This is a genomic window from Priestia sp. ST2 (assembly GCF_055810735.1).
In genome coordinates, this window is sequence record NZ_JBVVNT010000004.1 from 452,551 (window position 1) to 467,016 (window position 14,466).

A 14,466-nucleotide genomic window follows, 5' to 3' on the forward strand; every position below is an offset into this window, starting at 1 on the left:
GAATAAGATAGGGTTTATTTATCCTTAAATAAAATATTTTCAAAACATCATAAAAGGAAGTGTGTACTATTGGGCAGTGAAAGTAAACTCATTATTTCTCCATTAAATAATGACTTAATAGAGGATATCAATATGACAAATGATTATTTTAAACTATATGGCAGAGTTGTCCCCAGTTTACAATCAGGAAGGTGGTCTTATAAAGAAGTTCTTTTTGATGAAGCTAGAGAAACACGTTTTCCAGATGACAAACTTGATTGGAGCCAATATATAAACCGAGAGGATAAAGCTTTGTTTTTAGCTTATATGAATAATACTTGCATAGGACAGATTAGAATAATTAAGGATTGGAATCGCTTCTGTTATATTGAAAACATTGCTACTAAAAAAGACTATAGAGGCAGCGGAGTTGGAAAGTTTCTCTTAAATAAAGCAGAAGAGTGGGCAAAACAAAGAAAACTTATAGGGATGTCCTTGGAAGCACAAGATGATAATCTTGGTGCATGCAGATTTTATGTAAAACAAGGATTCATACTAGGTGGAGTTGACACACTAAAGCAGTCATATAATCCTACTATTGGAACCACTTTATACTGGTATAAGTTATTCAAGTAACGGGGGCTTTAGCGAAATAAGTAATAGAGTCGTTTTAACATAGGAATTTTAAAGAGTTAAATAGTTGAAACTGAAAAAAAGATGCTTCGCGTTTTAAACGAAGCATCTTTTTCAAGTGCAGCTATGAATGCCTACCTACTTTTTTAAGTTAAACTGATCGTGAGGCAGCTAATTTCTCAATCGGGGCTTGTTCAATGTCTGCTGCTGAAATATTCAGCAGCTTTTCTAAAACAGCCGTTATGCTCTCATTTGTCTTATTACTTTTCTTGCAGTCATTAATATGCTGATTTAATTGCTTTTTATAAGCCTCTGTATGAATGAGCCACTGACTTAAAAGCTCTTTTGTCGCCTTTCTTTCTTCTTCGCTTTTAGCTCCAAATAAGCTTTCCATATCAGGTTCTTGAATAATTAGCTTACTAAAATCTTCGCTTACTGCAAGCCAAAAATAGTTTTTTTCGTACTCGTAATATCTGTGTTCTTTTAATAAAAAGTAGCCAATTTCAAATTCAATGCGATAGAGCGGCTGGTTAACTTTCGGCGCATGAAGGCTTTTAAAGTTAATATGTTCTACATCATCTACATAAACCTCTGAACCGTATTGGGTTTTAATCATCTTAGCATCTACTGTATTCATGGTGTTTACCTCTTTAAGGATATTATGAGAGAACGGGTGCATTCTTTTTCTAGAATGCGCACGTTCTTTATCTTTTACTTAATTTTGAACAGCATTTTTCCAATCAGCCGCAAATTTTTCGATTCCTTGTTCGGTTAAAGGATGTTTAACAAGCTGCTCGATTACTGAATATGGAATCGTTGCAATATGAGCTCCGGCAAGGGCTACGCGTGTAACGTGATCCGGATGTCTTACAGAAGCCGCAATGATTTGAGAGTCAATATTTTGAATGCGGAACAACTCGGCAATTTTAGCCACAAGCTGTACGCCGTCTTCTGAAATATCATCAAGGCGACCAAGGAATGGAGATACATATGTTGCACCTGCACGAGCTGCTAAAAGCGCTTGGTTCACAGTGAAAATAAGCGTTACGTTTGTTTTTACACCTTTTTTAGCAAGGTAGCGAGTCGCTTCTAATCCAGCGATTGTCATTGGAAGCTTAATCGTAATATTTTGATCCCCGCCATTAATTTTGATTAGTTCTTCTGCTTGCGCAATCATGTCTTCTGCTGTTTCGGCATCCGGTGTCACTTCTGCTGAAACGGATTCTACTTCTGGAACAGTTTTTAAAATTTCTTCAATACGATCTTCAAACTTTACGCCTTCTTTTGCAACAAGAGAAGGGTTTGTTGTGACGCCAGATAAAACGCCCACTTTGTATGCTTTTTTAATATCGTCAAGGTTTGCAGTATCAATAAAAAATTTCATTTTTTCATTCCTCCATTAGTTTTTTTTACTATACCCACTATTTCACTTGTTATTTCTTTTCCACAGCATGACCGCCAAACTCATTTCGAAGTGCGGAAACTACCTTTCCTGTAAAGGTATCATCTTCAAGCGAGCGATAGCGCATCAGTAAAGACATTGCAATAACCGGCGTAGCTGTTTGAAGGTCTAGAGCGGTTTCTACCGTCCATTTCCCTTCACCAGAAGAGTTCATAACTCCTTTGATGTCATCTAGCTTAGTATCTTTAGAGAATGCATTTTCTGTTAATTCCATTAGCCATGAACGAATAACAGATCCATTGTTCCATACTCTCGCCACTTTTTCGTAATCATAGTCGAACTGGCTTTTTTCAAGAACTTCAAATCCTTCTCCGATTGCAGCCATCATGCCGTATTCAATGCCGTTATGAACCATTTTTAAAAAGTGGCCGCTGCCTGCTTCACCAGCGTATAGATATCCGTTTTCTACTGCTGTATCGCGGAAGATAGGTTCAACAATTTCCCACGCTTCACGATCTCCGCCAATCATATAACAAGCTCCGTTACGAGCGCCTTCCATTCCGCCAGATGTTCCAACGTCCATAAAGCGGATTTTGTTTTCTTTTAACTCGTTATAGCGTCGAATAGACTCTTTGTAATGAGAGTTTCCGGCTTCAATTACGATATCTCCTTCAGCTAAAAGAGGCTTCACTTCACTAATAACAGAATCAACAACCGTATGAGGAACCATCAGCCATACAACTCTTGGTGTTTCTAGTGACTGAACAAGCTCCTGCAAGCTTGATACTCCTGAAGCACCATACTCTTTCATTTGTTCCACTGCGTTTGAATTTACGTCAAATGCTACAACGTCATGACGCTGATCCAATAAGTTTTGTCCTAAGTTAATCCCCATTTTCCCTAAACCAACTAATCCTACTTTCATGTGAACAGCTCCTTCTATTTATCTTCTTATTTAAGCCTTTAGCAATTCTTTTGCTTGTGCCACTATGTTTTCTTCTGTAAATCCAAACAGCTTCATCACATCAGCTCCGGTTCCTGAAGCACCAAATGTGTCAACTGCTATCACTTTTCCTTTTGGTCCTACAAAGCGTTCCCAGCCAAGTGAAATTCCCATTTCTAGAGAGATTCGTTTTGAAACAGATTCAGGCAAGATGCACTCTTGATACTCTTTTGACTGTTTGGTAAACAGCTCCCAGCTAGGCATTGCTACAACTCGAACAGATGTACCTTCACGTTCTAGCTGAGTTTTAGCACTGATCGCTAGTGCTACTTCAGAACCTGTAGCGATAAAAATCAGCTCCGGCTTATCGTTTGTTTCGGTTAATACGTAAGCTCCTTTAGTGAGGTCAGTGATATTTTGTTTTGTTTCTTCAAACACAGGCAAGTTTTGACGGCTAAGCACTAAGGCTACAGGACCTTCCGCTTGCTGAAGCGCATAAGCCCAAGCGCTAGCTGTTTCGTTTGCATCAGACGGACGGATTACGGTAAGCCCGGGAATTGCACGAAGAGAAGCTAAATGTTCAACGGGCTCATGAGTCGGTCCATCTTCTCCTACTGCTATGGAATCATGAGTAAACACATACGTGACCGGCAGCTTTTGCAGTGCAGCTAAACGAATCGCTGGACGCAAGTAATCATTAAAAACAAAGAATGTGCTGACAAACGGCTTCACACCGCCGTGAAGGGCCATTCCATTTCCGGCCGCTCCCATTGCATGTTCACGTACGCCGAAATAAATATTTCGATTTCCGAAATATCCTGGTGCGTAAGGGCCTTCTTCTTTAATGTCCGTCATCGTGGAATGCGATAAATCAGCGCTGCCTCCAAAAATAGATGGCACAAATTTAGTGAAATAATTAATAGCTTCTCCGCTTGCAACACGAGTCGAAATCGCTTTTTCTGATGAGAATGTTAAAATATCATTCACTTCAATTAACGCTTCGCCTGTGATGGCACGTTCTAATTCATCAGCGAGCATAGGGTATTCTTTTTGGTAAGAAGCAAACAGCTCGTTCCACTCTGCTTCTGCTTTCATCCCTTTTTCTTCTAGCATTTCAAAATGGGCTTTTACTTCTTCTGGAACATAGAAGTTTTCTTCAGCTTTCCAGCCGTAGGCTTGTTTTGTTGCTTTTGCTTCTTCTTCTCCAAGCGGATTACCGTGTGCTTTATTTGTTCCCGCTACTTTTGGACTTCCGTAGCCAATAATTGTTCTCACTTCAATAAGCGTTGGCTGCTCGGTGTTCTGCTTCGCTTTTTCGATGGCTTTTGTGACTTCATCTACGTTATTTCCATCTTCTACACGCAAATACTGCCAGTTTGCAGATTCCGCTCTTTTCTGGATATTTTCACTAAACGAAAGATTTAATTCCCCGTCTAACGAAATATCGTTGGAGTCATATAAAGCGATAAGTTTACCAAGCTTCATATGGCCAGCCATGGACATTGCTTCATAAGAAATGCCTTCCATCAAGTCACCATCGCCTACTAACGTATACGTATAGTGATCAATGACTGGGAATTTTGACTGGTTAAATTTTGCCGCTAAATGAGCTTCTGCCATTGCCATTCCGACTGCATTTGCAACTCCTTGACCTAAAGGACCTGTTGTGGCTTCCACGCCGTCCGTATGGCCAAATTCAGGATGTCCCGGTGTTTTACTGTTTAGCTTGCGAAAGCTTTTTAAATCTTCTATTGATACATTGTATCCGCTTAAATGAAGCATGCTATACAGCAAGCTTGAGCCATGACCGGCTGATAAGATAAAACGATCTCGGTTAAACCAGCTTGAATTTGCCGGATTATGCTGTAAGTGATTCGCCCATAGCGCATAGGTCATCGGAGCCGCTCCCATTGGAAGCCCAGGGTGGCCTGAATTGGCTGCGTTCACCGCATCGATTGACAGGGTGCGAATCGTATTAACTGCAAGTGTGTCTATGTTGGTACTCATGTGTCATCCTTCTTTCGCTTTGTTTGTATTAAACTGGCTGTACTTCGCGTGATCGGCGCGCTGTTTCTTCATCCAGCCACCATTTAAAACCGTCTTTTTCTAAAAGTGCATGTGATGCATCAGGGCCGTGTGAACCAGCTGCATATTTATAAAGCGGCACTGTATTTTCCTCAAACGCTTCAAGAAGCGGCTGAACCCATTCCCAAGCTAGCTCTACTTCTTTCCAATGAGCAAAAAATGTAGAATCTCCGGCACATGCATCTGCAATAAGGCGTTCATATGCTTCAGGTGCTCCTTCTTGCTGACCTGAAAAATTAATTTGTACAGGCTCAATATGACCATGATTAAATGGGTTTTTGCTGTTCAACTGCAGCGTAATATTTTCATGCGGGTTAATTTCAATGATCAACAGGTTTGGAGATGTTGTTTCTCCTTTGTCTAAGTACAACTCTTTTAACGAGTCTTTGAATTCAATAACAATTCGCGTCGCTTTTTCCGCCATTCTTTTCCCTGTACGAATGTAGAAAGGAACGCCTTTCCAAAGCGAATTATCGATATATAGTCTGGCTGCTAAAAACGTGTCCGTCTGAGAAGATGGTGATACGCCCGGCTCATTTACGTAGCTCTCTACTGAAGACCCGTTTATTTTTCCGGCCTCATATTGACCGCGAACAACGTCTAGATCCATATCTTCTTTCACAAGCGGACGAAGCGCTTTTAACACATTTATTTTTTCGTTTCGAATATCATCAGCGCTAATGCGAGCCGGTAAGTGCATAGCCGTCATCATCAGCATTTGCAGCATGTGATTTTGAACCATATCTCGAATGGCTCCTGAATGGTCATAATAGCTTGCTCTTTCCTCTACACCGACCGTTTCACTTGCTGTAATTTGTATATTCGCAATATGTTCGTTATTCCATAATGATTGAAGAATAGGATTAGCGAATTCCAGCGCTTCTAAATTTTGCACCATCGACTTGCCAAGATAGTGGTCAATGCGGTAAATCTCTTCTTCTTTAAACGCTTTGCTTAAGTTTTCGTTTAATTGACGAGCTGACTGTAGATCATGACCAAATGGTTTTTCAATAATTAACCGTTTCCAACTTTTTGTAGCACCTAAGCCACTGTTTTTAATATGCTCGGCGATCGTACCGAAAAATTCTGGTGCAACGGAGAGATAAAACATTCGGTTGCTTGGAATATTTAGTTCTGCTTCTCGTGCTTCTACTAGATTTAACACACTTTTATAGTCTTCAGCATTCGTTGCATCCAATTGGCTGTAGCGAAAAGCTGAAAGAAAATGCTCCATAAGAGATGAATCTTTTTCGATGCGACGTGAAAAAGTATGAATAGATTCTTTTACTTTTTTCTGAAAATCAGCATCGGACATCTCCCTTCTGCCTAATCCCACAACAGAAATTGATTTAGGGATTTTCCCGTCTACAAATAAATTATAGAGTGCAGGATAAATTTTGCGTTTCGCTAAATCACCTGTTGAACCGAATAAAACAAAAGTCATCGCTTCCATATCTCTTCCTCCTGTTAGGAAAAATATAATCTTTTAAAAGTAACTTTTCTTTCACTCGTTACTTTATGTAACATATCTTATTCCTGAAATATTTTTTCGTCAAGATATTAAACTCGTAAAAAATCATTTCAATTTTCTTTTTTGGTTTAAACCTTATAGCAGCTTATCTCGTTTAGTTTATGGAAAAATAATGAAAATACTTTTCGGTTGAATTTAAAAAATAAAACTGTTTTAATGGATTTGATAGAGTTGTATGAAAGTAAAAACATACATACTATTTACATGTGTGTCAGGTGAAAAATATCAAAAGGTGGAAGTGCTATGAAAGCTCAACTAATGAAGATGTTTGAAGTTCTATCTGTTTTTCGCATAAAAAAATCGCAAAGCACTTTAAAAGAGAAAGGAAGTTTGACCTCTTTCTTTTAAGCTGCACGCACGCCTTTAATGTGTGGCTACAGCAAGAAGTGCAAGCATCATATAGAGGTTAAAAACAGCCAGTAAAACAAGAACGGTATAGACTAGTTTTTTACCTGTTTTTCCTAAAAAGTAGACGTTTACTAAACTAAAATACACGCTTGCTGCGCATAAAACGAATGCAAGAAACTCTTTACACTCATTCAATGTCATTTGAAAATCTTGATTATAGTAAATTCGGAGATCCTTACTAACGGCAAACGGCACGGTCCACCACCTGATCAAGATTCCAATAAACATAAGTATCCCTATTGTGTTTAACGTGGACTGAAGTGTTCTCGGCTGTTTCTTTTTCATATTCACACCCGCTTGTGCGGACCTTTTGAAGTTTACTCGCATGTATTTCCCCCCCATGATGTTTTTGCATACCACAAAAAAGATCATCAGCCATACGCAGGCCTCTCCCGCGGCTATTTCTTACACCGTCAAAAGATGCGTAATGATCATCACGCAAGGCTTCAATAAAGTTATATTCTTTATCTATATTCACTTTATGCTGCATTTGATGCTTTCACAGCTTCTGATCATACCAGCTTGTTATATACATACACAAAAATAAGCCTTGGCTCATAGAGCTAAGGCTTGCTTCATGTTTTGATTAAGTTATACCCCACACATTGAAGAGCTTGTTGAATATTTTTCACGACTTTTAACTGTAAGTTTTTCAAATCATGATTTTTAATTTGCTCTTTCGCAAATGTGGGCGTTACACCTGTTATAACTGCTTGAGCACCCATGAGCTGAAGTGCTGTAATCATTTTTAAGAAGAAATTCGGAAACTCTTTTTCTCTCAGAAGCAGCTTCGATAAATCAATGATAAAGTAATCTATTTCATTATGAGCTGCATCGTGAAGCACATCTGTCATAATCTGATCCGCACGCTCTTTATCAATAATACCTTGAAGAGAAAGAATCGAAACACCTTCTGTAATCGGAATGATTGGGACACTTAAAAACCCCATCTGATATCGTGTTTCATCCAGATCGATCATATGAGATAAGATACCTGCCATTGATTGTAAAAAAGCAATATCTTCTCCTGAAAATTCTTTTTCTTGCTTGTCCATTACACAGAGTGTTCCAAATACATTTCCTTTTAAATCTTTTAATGTAACACCTAAAAAACCTTTTACCTGCAATTGATCCGTTACTTCTAGCTGTCTGGTAACGGCATCCTTCATCAGATTTGCCGTATGCATAACGTCTCCGTCATTCATAATGATTAAGCGGCAGTATGTACCTCCGTATTCAACGCTGTATCCTTCAGGAATAATTTCTTCCTTCTCGTTATATGAGCTGAGGACCGTCATCGCTGTTTCTCCTTTTCTAGTTACGTACGTTGTGCGGACATTCAGCTGTTTGGTAATAACCTCAAATAATTTTTGCGAAACAGACCGCAGTGAATAAAAATGAGGAACTTTATTTTCTCCATCAACGTTCATCTAGTTACCTCCATCGCAACCATCATTCTCTCTGCCATAAGTGCATTCTTTCATAAAGATACACACAGTTTGTTTCTAACTTTTTTGTAGTAGGAGAGAGTACGGCTATATTGCCTCTTTTCTATCTTATACATGCTAGATTTGACATATGACATGATTTCACATAAGAAAAACTTCTTCCGTTCATGAAAGAAGAAGTTTTAAATTATATAAAAATCTTACACGTGCCCATCTCCCCTCTATTCCCCGTATTAGGATATATCAAACTAAACTGCTTAGTTCAATTATGGATAAAAAACAAACGTTTACAGGAAAACATAGCACACAGGGTATTAGAGCTCCTGCTGCACCTTTTTGTGCCATTCCCTTCGCAGCACTCCCATTTTGATGCTATCAACATATTCACCGTTTACGATACGTGCTTCTCTGACTCTTGCTTCTTCTTTCATACCTATTTTTGCCGCTGTTTTGATCATTCTGATATTGCCTGACCATGTGGACATACCGAGTCTATGTAAATGTGTAGATTCAAATAAAAAATCAACCCACATGCGGTAAGCTTCCGCTCCGTATCCTCCGCTCCAATAGTCTGGGTCGTAAATGACAATTCCGGTTTCCAGCCAGTTTGTATGCTTGTCCACCCAATAGCAGCTCACGGTCCCCACCGTTTTTTCATTAATAATAATCGCAAGTATTCGAGGAACTGACGGAAAAAGCTCATATTCTTTTTTCCATGAGTTTATATACTTTTCTTTCGTGAATCTTCGTTCTGGTATGTACGGAGCATTCCACTTTTTTGCTTCTTGTTTTTTTTCTTCGTACTTCCAGTAATAAAGTTCATTAACGTCTTCCTGTGTCGCTTCTCTTAACGACACTTTTTCTCCTATTAGTTTTATCATGAGAAGCATCACTCCTTGACTTATAAAATAGCTTATTACGTTCTGTAGAAATAAAGCGAATATTAATACACGTGTGTACAAGCACACCTTTGCATAACGAATAAAATATAGTAGTTATGATGAAAGGAGTGAATCCTATAAAAAAATATTATTGCTACTACAATTCAGCAGATGACAAATATTATGTAGCAAGCGATTATTCTTTTAAAAAGCGTCCGCGCAAGAAAAAAACATGCTGTGTAACCATTAATTATTATACAAATATTGCATATGAAGGCGGACAAATTGCTATAAACGGCGGGCAAAACGCATCTCAAGGTGGACAGATTGCCAAAAACGGCGGGCAAAATGCTAATCAAGAAGGACAAATCGCAGGAAAGTACGGGCGAAATAAGCTAACTGAATTTAATTTCACTAATGATAATCAAGAGTAATTCCTCCTGTTTTGCCTGTAAAACACCGAGAAGAATGTATATGCTCCCGGTGTTTTTTGTTTTTCTTCTATTTATTACTTACGGTTTCCATAACTGCAAAATAGTTATCTTCACTGTCTGAAAAGTTAAAGACTTTTCCTGAAGGCATGGATACGATTTCTCCCACTGTTACGCCTTTAGCTGTTAAATCTCCGTATAGTTCATCCACATTCTCTGTAAAAAACAGCAGCGAAGGAGTCCCGACATTTAACTCTGGCTGCATTTTTGCTATTAGCTGTTTGTTATGAAGGATAATAGTTGTTTCAGCACCCGCTACCGGCGCTAGCTCAATCCACTTCATGCCTTGTTCATTATTTTGTTCAGACATAACTTGAAATCCCATTTTTTCTGTCCAAAACTTTACCGCTTGATCTTGATCGTTTACATACACCATAATTTGACCGACTTTTTTAATCATTGCTTTCACTCCTTTTTCTCATCGTTTCATCACCTTTTTACTATTTCTTCATTGCCTTTTCATTTCCTGTTTCTTATTTTCTTCCTTCCTAAATAGCGTTGTTTTATTTTGGCTATACGCTTTTTAAAGAAGTGGAATATGAATAACTAACCCATCTACTAATAAAGAAGCAAATGTATGGAAGCTCCAAATTGAGACGACAAATATATGCACAATGAAGAACGCAAAAAAAGTGCTGCTCTTGTCAAGAGCAGCACTTTTTTAAACTTGCACGCTGTTTGATTCTACTAATTTTCCATCTTCCATCCACACAACGCGATCACATAAATCCAGCATTCTTTGGTCATGCGTAACCATTACAGCTGATTTGCCCCTTAGCTTTACTTCATCTGCGAGCATTTGCACGACTGCTCTTCCTCGCTCTGAATCCAAGCTTGCCGTCGGTTCATCTGCAAAGATAATTTCAGGGTTATTCATCCACGCTCTTGCAATCGCTGCCCGCTGGCGTTCTCCGCCCGATAGACTTTCAGGATAGTGATGCTTTCGATGAGCAAGCCCTAGTTTTTCAAGCAAATCATCCGCTCTTTTTTTCGCTTCTTTATTTCGACTTCCTTCTAGTTCCGTGACAAGAAGAAGCTGATCGTGAACCGTTAAATACGGAATTAAATTAGCTGCTTGAAAGATAAAGCCAATTTTCTTCAGGCGAATGCTGTTCATTTGTGATGGAGACATTTTATTAATCTCGTCTCCGTCAATAATCACACGTCCGCTAGACGGCGACAGCAGCGCGCCTGCAATGGATAAAAAGGTACTTTTCCCGGAACCAGAAGGACCGACAATCGCCACAAGCTCTCCTGCTTTTACACGCAGCGATAGGTCATTTAACACGACTACAGCGTTTTCTCCGTCTCCAAATGACTTGCTAACACTCTCTAAAACTAATTTTTCTTCACTCATTAAACAGCCCTCCCAATCGCTTCAACTGCATCTACTTTTGCTACGCGATACAACGACAATAATGAACTCAGTACAGAAACAGCTACAAACAGCGCCGAACAGCCGGCGATTAGCGATAAATCCAAGTGAAATGGCATCGAATCAGGCAAAATGGCAGCTACTCCGTACGTCAGTCCAATACTAATAGCGAGACTGCATAAAGTTAACACAACCACTTGAGATAAAATCGTTCGCGCTAAATAACTTGTTTTTGCTCCTATCGCTTTTAACACCCCAAACTGATTCATTTTTTGAAGCGTCATCACGTAGAAAAAAACGGCTAATACAAAAGCGCCAATGATAAACAGAAACGCGACCATCATTAAAAGCGAGCCTTGTTCTTCTTGATAGCCAGGAATTCCTTTTAACGCTTCATCTTTACTAATCACATCAATGTCCCACTTCTTTTTTTGAAGAGCATGTGCTTTTTTATCGTTCATGTTTAACACCACTGCATTAAAGGCACCTGTGCTTTCAATTGTCTTCCACTCTGTAAAATTAATATGAATAACAGGCGCGTGACTAAACGACTGATTTTTTGTAAAACCAACAATTCTAAAGCTTTTTCCTGAAGCCGTATCTTTTATCATATCACCTAGCTTTACTCCTTCTTCTTTTAGCGAAGAGTCCGCCACGGCTTCATGTTTCGCATCGTCCGTAATCATCTTCCCTTCTGTTACGTTCGGAGCTAAAAAGCCGCTTGTGCTTATGGCAAAAAACGAGGCGTCTATTTTTTTGGCTTTTCCTTCATTTATAATTGCTGTCATCATCACACCAAGCGGCTCAGCATTTTTCTTGCCGCTTAGCTGTTGAATATCTTCTGTTTTGTTTATGGATAAAACAGAGCGCGTCAGGCGTTGATCCGCTTCTTTTTGAAGCACAACGTAATTTCCTTTCATTTCTTGAACAGCTGAAGCATTGTCAGAGGAAAGCCCCTTTGCTAAGCCTGATACAAAAAGCACAAGCCATACAATTAACACCATAATCACGCCAATGAGTAAGTAGCGCAGCTTCGCATGTTTCAATTCACGTAAAGCCAAAAACATGTTTCTTTCATCTCCTTTTTTAATTCTATTTAAAGTATAAAAATAGAAAATGAATGGAAGATGAACGGCTCATTACATTTTCGGAAGATAAACGTGAAAGGTGCTGCCTTTTCCTTTTTCGCTTTCAACGTGAATGGAACCTCCGTGCATTTCGACAATTTGCTTTACAATCGCTAAGCCAAGACCGCTGCTTCCTTCCGTCCGGCTTCTTGCTTTATCTTCTTTATAAAAACGATTAAAAATATGCGGGAGGCTTTCTTTTGACATACCGATTCCCGTATCTTGAAATTCCACGTGGCAATGCGTGTCTTCCATGCCAACGCGAAGAGAGAGCGTTCCTCCTTCTTCCGTAAACTTTACGCTGTTTGTAATCAAATTTGTCCACACTTGATGAAGCAGTTTTTGATCGCCTGAAATCATCGTTGAAGGAAGATCCATTTCAATAGCCAGCTCTTTTTCACGCCAGCTCCACTCCGTCATAAACAGCACTTGCTTGATTTGAGCTGCAACATCAAACGTACTTTTTTCGATATGCTCACTTTCTTTATCAAGTGAAGCAAGCGTAAGCAGCTGTTTGCTGAGTGACGACATGCGCCGGCTTTCTTCTTCAATAATAGACAGGTACTCATTTCTCTGTTCATCTGAAAGATTAGCAGAACGGAGCGTTTTCGAAAATCCTTGAATGGACGCCAGCGGAGACTGAATTTCATGTGACACGTTGGATACAAATTCTTGGCGCATCTCTTCAAGCTGCTCTAAACTTTTAGCCATCTCGGAAAAATGTGAAGCAAGCGCGCCGATTTCGTCTCGGCGCTTTACGTACAGCTCGACGTTGTATTTTCCTTTTGCCACTTGTTTTGTCGCTTCCGTTAGCTTGACAATTGGCTTTACTAAATAACGCGTACTAATAAGTACAAATAAAATACTTAATACAATCATCAGCAGTAAAATGACCGAGAAAAAAATGCGCATTTCCCCGAACTGCAGCTGAATATCAGGGCGAATAAACAGCGCTTGCTGCTTGTTACTTTCTCCTTTTAACGGCACGCCGATGCTATTGGCTAACACATTATCAAAAAATCCCGTCACAAACACCTGTGAAGGAAAGTTTGCAATTCCGTGATACATTTTTCCGTCCAGTACTTGTTTGACAGCACTCTTTTCTAAGCGCTGATTTCTAAATTCCCGTCCGTAAAACGTCTCATGTCCGCTCCTGTCCACCACATATATTTGATAGCCCAATTTACTAATATGCTGTAAATAAGCTTGTTGATCCACGCCCCTATTGCTTTCGTAAAAGCTCCCAATGTCTTTTGCCATACGCGTAAGCTTTTGATCGTTATAAGGTTTTAAGCTGTACTGATAATAAACGTTTGCTAAAATAAACGCTAGGAGACTGCTAAATACCATTACAGCAATGGTAGTCAGAACAATCCGCAAATAGAGCGTCTTCATTTTGCCCTCACCTCAAGCTTATAGCCGACGCCTCGAACCGTCGTAATGACAAAATCATCGGTATGTTCAAACCTTTCGCGCAGCCTTTTCACGTGTACATCGATTGTGCGGTTATCTCCGTTAAAATCCGCTCCCCATATCAGGTGAATTAATTCTTCTCTTGTGAAAATTCTTCCTGGATAGCTCGCGAGCTGAGCTAATAATTCAAATTCTTTCATTGGAAGAATTAATAGTCGTCCGCTGCAGTGCACTTCATAGCTTTTTCGGTCGATAGAGGTGTTGTTTAGCACGATCATCTTTTCATTTACCACTTCGTATCGGCGAAGCAGTGCTTTGATTCGGAAAATCAATTCTTTTGGTTCAAACGGCTTTGTCACATAGTCATCTGTTCCTGCTAAAAAGCCTTTTTCTTTGTCTTCGAGCTGATCTTTTGCTGTTAATAAAATAATGGGAAAATCATAATAGCTGCGTATTTCTTCGCAAACTTCATATCCGTCTTTATGAGGCATCATAATATCGACAACCGCTAAATGAATGTGCTGCTTAGCAAGCAGACCCGAAGCTTCCTCTCCGTCTTTTGCTTCATGCACCATATAGCCTTCAAGCTGCAAATAGTGACGAACTAATTGCCGCATATGCTCATCGTCATCCGCCAGTAAAATGTGAATCATTTTTTCTGCCACTCCTTTTATCAACCATTTAAAATGGCGGCCTTTTGGCCGCCATCACTTATTCTTTCAGTATCTATCTGTTTACTAGTGTAACCAA

The 14,466-nt window shown here is 39.4% G+C and carries 15 protein-coding genes; 2 read left to right on the top strand and 13 right to left on the bottom strand.

Annotated elements, in window-relative coordinates:
• The first annotated feature begins 69 nt into the window (after window positions 1–69).
• Window positions 70–615 (top strand): GNAT family N-acetyltransferase, encoded by a 546-nt coding sequence (locus AC0KUU_RS19655; RefSeq protein WP_060745312.1) that lies wholly within the window; start codon window positions 70–72, stop codon window positions 613–615.
• 148 nt (window positions 616–763) lie between these two features.
• Here the strand turns inward: AC0KUU_RS19655 and AC0KUU_RS19660 are convergent, their stop codons facing one another.
• From AC0KUU_RS19660 to AC0KUU_RS19695, 8 genes are all read right to left on the bottom strand, one after another.
• The gene (locus AC0KUU_RS19660; RefSeq protein ID WP_043981373.1) at window positions 764–1,249 is read right to left on the bottom strand and encodes a hypothetical protein; all 486 of its coding nucleotides are present in this window, start codon (window positions 1,247–1,249) and stop codon (window positions 764–766) included.
• Window positions 1,250–1,327: 78 nt separating this feature from the next.
• Window positions 1,328–1,996 (bottom strand): fructose-6-phosphate aldolase, encoded by a 669-nt coding sequence (gene fsa, locus AC0KUU_RS19665; protein ID WP_014459236.1) that lies wholly within the window; start codon window positions 1,994–1,996, stop codon window positions 1,328–1,330.
• Window positions 1,997–2,045: 49 nt separating this feature from the next.
• The gene (gnd, locus tag AC0KUU_RS19670) at window positions 2,046–2,939 is read right to left on the bottom strand and encodes a phosphogluconate dehydrogenase (NAD(+)-dependent, decarboxylating) (RefSeq protein ID WP_322552257.1); all 894 of its coding nucleotides are present in this window, start codon (window positions 2,937–2,939) and stop codon (window positions 2,046–2,048) included.
• Window positions 2,940–2,969: 30 nt separating this feature from the next.
• Window positions 2,970–4,964, bottom strand: a complete 1,995-nt coding sequence (gene tkt / locus AC0KUU_RS19675; protein ID WP_322552258.1) for a transketolase — start codon at window positions 4,962–4,964, stop codon at window positions 2,970–2,972.
• A 28-nt stretch (window positions 4,965–4,992) separates the two neighbouring features.
• Window positions 4,993–6,495 (bottom strand): glucose-6-phosphate dehydrogenase, encoded by a 1,503-nt coding sequence (gene zwf / locus AC0KUU_RS19680; protein WP_165574923.1) that lies wholly within the window; start codon window positions 6,493–6,495, stop codon window positions 4,993–4,995.
• Window positions 6,496–6,936: 441 nt separating this feature from the next.
• A complete protein-coding gene (locus AC0KUU_RS19685) occupies window positions 6,937–7,308 on the bottom strand; it encodes a hypothetical protein (RefSeq protein WP_043981369.1) in 372 nt (123 codons plus the stop codon).
• 248 nt (window positions 7,309–7,556) lie between these two features.
• Window positions 7,557–8,411: a GAF domain-containing protein gene (locus AC0KUU_RS19690; protein WP_043981368.1), complete on the bottom strand. Its 855-nt coding sequence runs from the start codon at window positions 8,409–8,411 to the stop codon at window positions 7,557–7,559.
• A 332-nt stretch (window positions 8,412–8,743) separates the two neighbouring features.
• Entirely contained in the window at window positions 8,744–9,310 is a 567-nt protein-coding gene (locus tag AC0KUU_RS19695; protein ID WP_322552259.1) for a GNAT family N-acetyltransferase, read from the bottom strand.
• A 128-nt stretch (window positions 9,311–9,438) separates the two neighbouring features.
• Here AC0KUU_RS19695 and AC0KUU_RS19700 point away from each other — a divergent pair, with 128 nt between their 5' ends.
• The gene (locus AC0KUU_RS19700) at window positions 9,439–9,744 is read left to right on the top strand and encodes a hypothetical protein (protein ID WP_322552260.1); all 306 of its coding nucleotides are present in this window, start codon (window positions 9,439–9,441) and stop codon (window positions 9,742–9,744) included.
• Between the two features lie 67 nt (window positions 9,745–9,811).
• Here the strand turns inward: AC0KUU_RS19700 and AC0KUU_RS19705 are convergent, their stop codons facing one another.
• The 5 genes from AC0KUU_RS19705 to AC0KUU_RS19725 form a co-directional block, all read right to left on the bottom strand.
• Complete coding sequence (locus tag AC0KUU_RS19705; RefSeq protein WP_043981366.1) at window positions 9,812–10,201, bottom strand: VOC family protein; 390 nt, start codon at window positions 10,199–10,201, stop codon at window positions 9,812–9,814.
• A 261-nt stretch (window positions 10,202–10,462) separates the two neighbouring features.
• A complete protein-coding gene (locus tag AC0KUU_RS19710) occupies window positions 10,463–11,158 on the bottom strand; it encodes an ABC transporter ATP-binding protein (protein WP_322552261.1) in 696 nt (231 codons plus the stop codon).
• Window positions 11,158–12,243 (bottom strand): ABC transporter permease, encoded by a 1,086-nt coding sequence (locus AC0KUU_RS19715; RefSeq protein ID WP_322552262.1) that lies wholly within the window; start codon window positions 12,241–12,243, stop codon window positions 11,158–11,160. Before AC0KUU_RS19715 ends, AC0KUU_RS19710 begins: the two co-directional genes overlap by 1 nt.
• 72 nt (window positions 12,244–12,315) lie before the next feature.
• Window positions 12,316–13,698, bottom strand: a complete 1,383-nt coding sequence (locus tag AC0KUU_RS19720; protein WP_043981363.1) for a sensor histidine kinase — start codon at window positions 13,696–13,698, stop codon at window positions 12,316–12,318.
• Window positions 13,695–14,369: a response regulator transcription factor gene (locus AC0KUU_RS19725; protein ID WP_043981362.1), complete on the bottom strand. Its 675-nt coding sequence runs from the start codon at window positions 14,367–14,369 to the stop codon at window positions 13,695–13,697. Before AC0KUU_RS19725 ends, AC0KUU_RS19720 begins: the two co-directional genes overlap by 4 nt.
• Window positions 14,370–14,466: the final 97 nt, after the last annotated feature.

Bases quoted from the DNA above. Each gene is read 5' to 3' on its own strand.
- zwf (WP_165574923.1), bottom strand. From the start codon at position 6,495: ATGGAAGCGATGACTTTTGTTTTATTCGGTTCAACAGGTGATTTAGCG.
- AC0KUU_RS19720 (WP_043981363.1), bottom strand. From the start codon at position 13,698: ATGAAGACGCTCTATTTGCGGATTGTTCTGACTACCATTGCTGTAATG.
- gnd (WP_322552257.1), bottom strand. From the start codon at position 2,939: ATGAAAGTAGGATTAGTTGGTTTAGGGAAAATGGGGATTAACTTAGGA.
- AC0KUU_RS19695 (WP_322552259.1), bottom strand. From the start codon at position 9,310: ATGATAAAACTAATAGGAGAAAAAGTGTCGTTAAGAGAAGCGACACAG.
- AC0KUU_RS19705 (WP_043981366.1), bottom strand. From the start codon at position 10,201: ATGATTAAAAAAGTCGGTCAAATTATGGTGTATGTAAACGATCAAGAT.
- AC0KUU_RS19685 (WP_043981369.1), bottom strand. From the start codon at position 7,308: ATGCGAGTAAACTTCAAAAGGTCCGCACAAGCGGGTGTGAATATGAAA.
- fsa (WP_014459236.1), bottom strand. From the start codon at position 1,996: ATGAAATTTTTTATTGATACTGCAAACCTTGACGATATTAAAAAAGCA.
- AC0KUU_RS19725 (WP_043981362.1), bottom strand. From the start codon at position 14,369: ATGATTCACATTTTACTGGCGGATGACGATGAGCATATGCGGCAATTA.
- AC0KUU_RS19710 (WP_322552261.1), bottom strand. From the start codon at position 11,158: ATGAGTGAAGAAAAATTAGTTTTAGAGAGTGTTAGCAAGTCATTTGGA.
- AC0KUU_RS19660 (WP_043981373.1), bottom strand. From the start codon at position 1,249: ATGAATACAGTAGATGCTAAGATGATTAAAACCCAATACGGTTCAGAG.
- tkt (WP_322552258.1), bottom strand. From the start codon at position 4,964: ATGAGTACCAACATAGACACACTTGCAGTTAATACGATTCGCACCCTG.
- AC0KUU_RS19690 (WP_043981368.1), bottom strand. From the start codon at position 8,411: ATGAACGTTGATGGAGAAAATAAAGTTCCTCATTTTTATTCACTGCGG.
- AC0KUU_RS19715 (WP_322552262.1), bottom strand. From the start codon at position 12,243: ATGTTTTTGGCTTTACGTGAATTGAAACATGCGAAGCTGCGCTACTTA.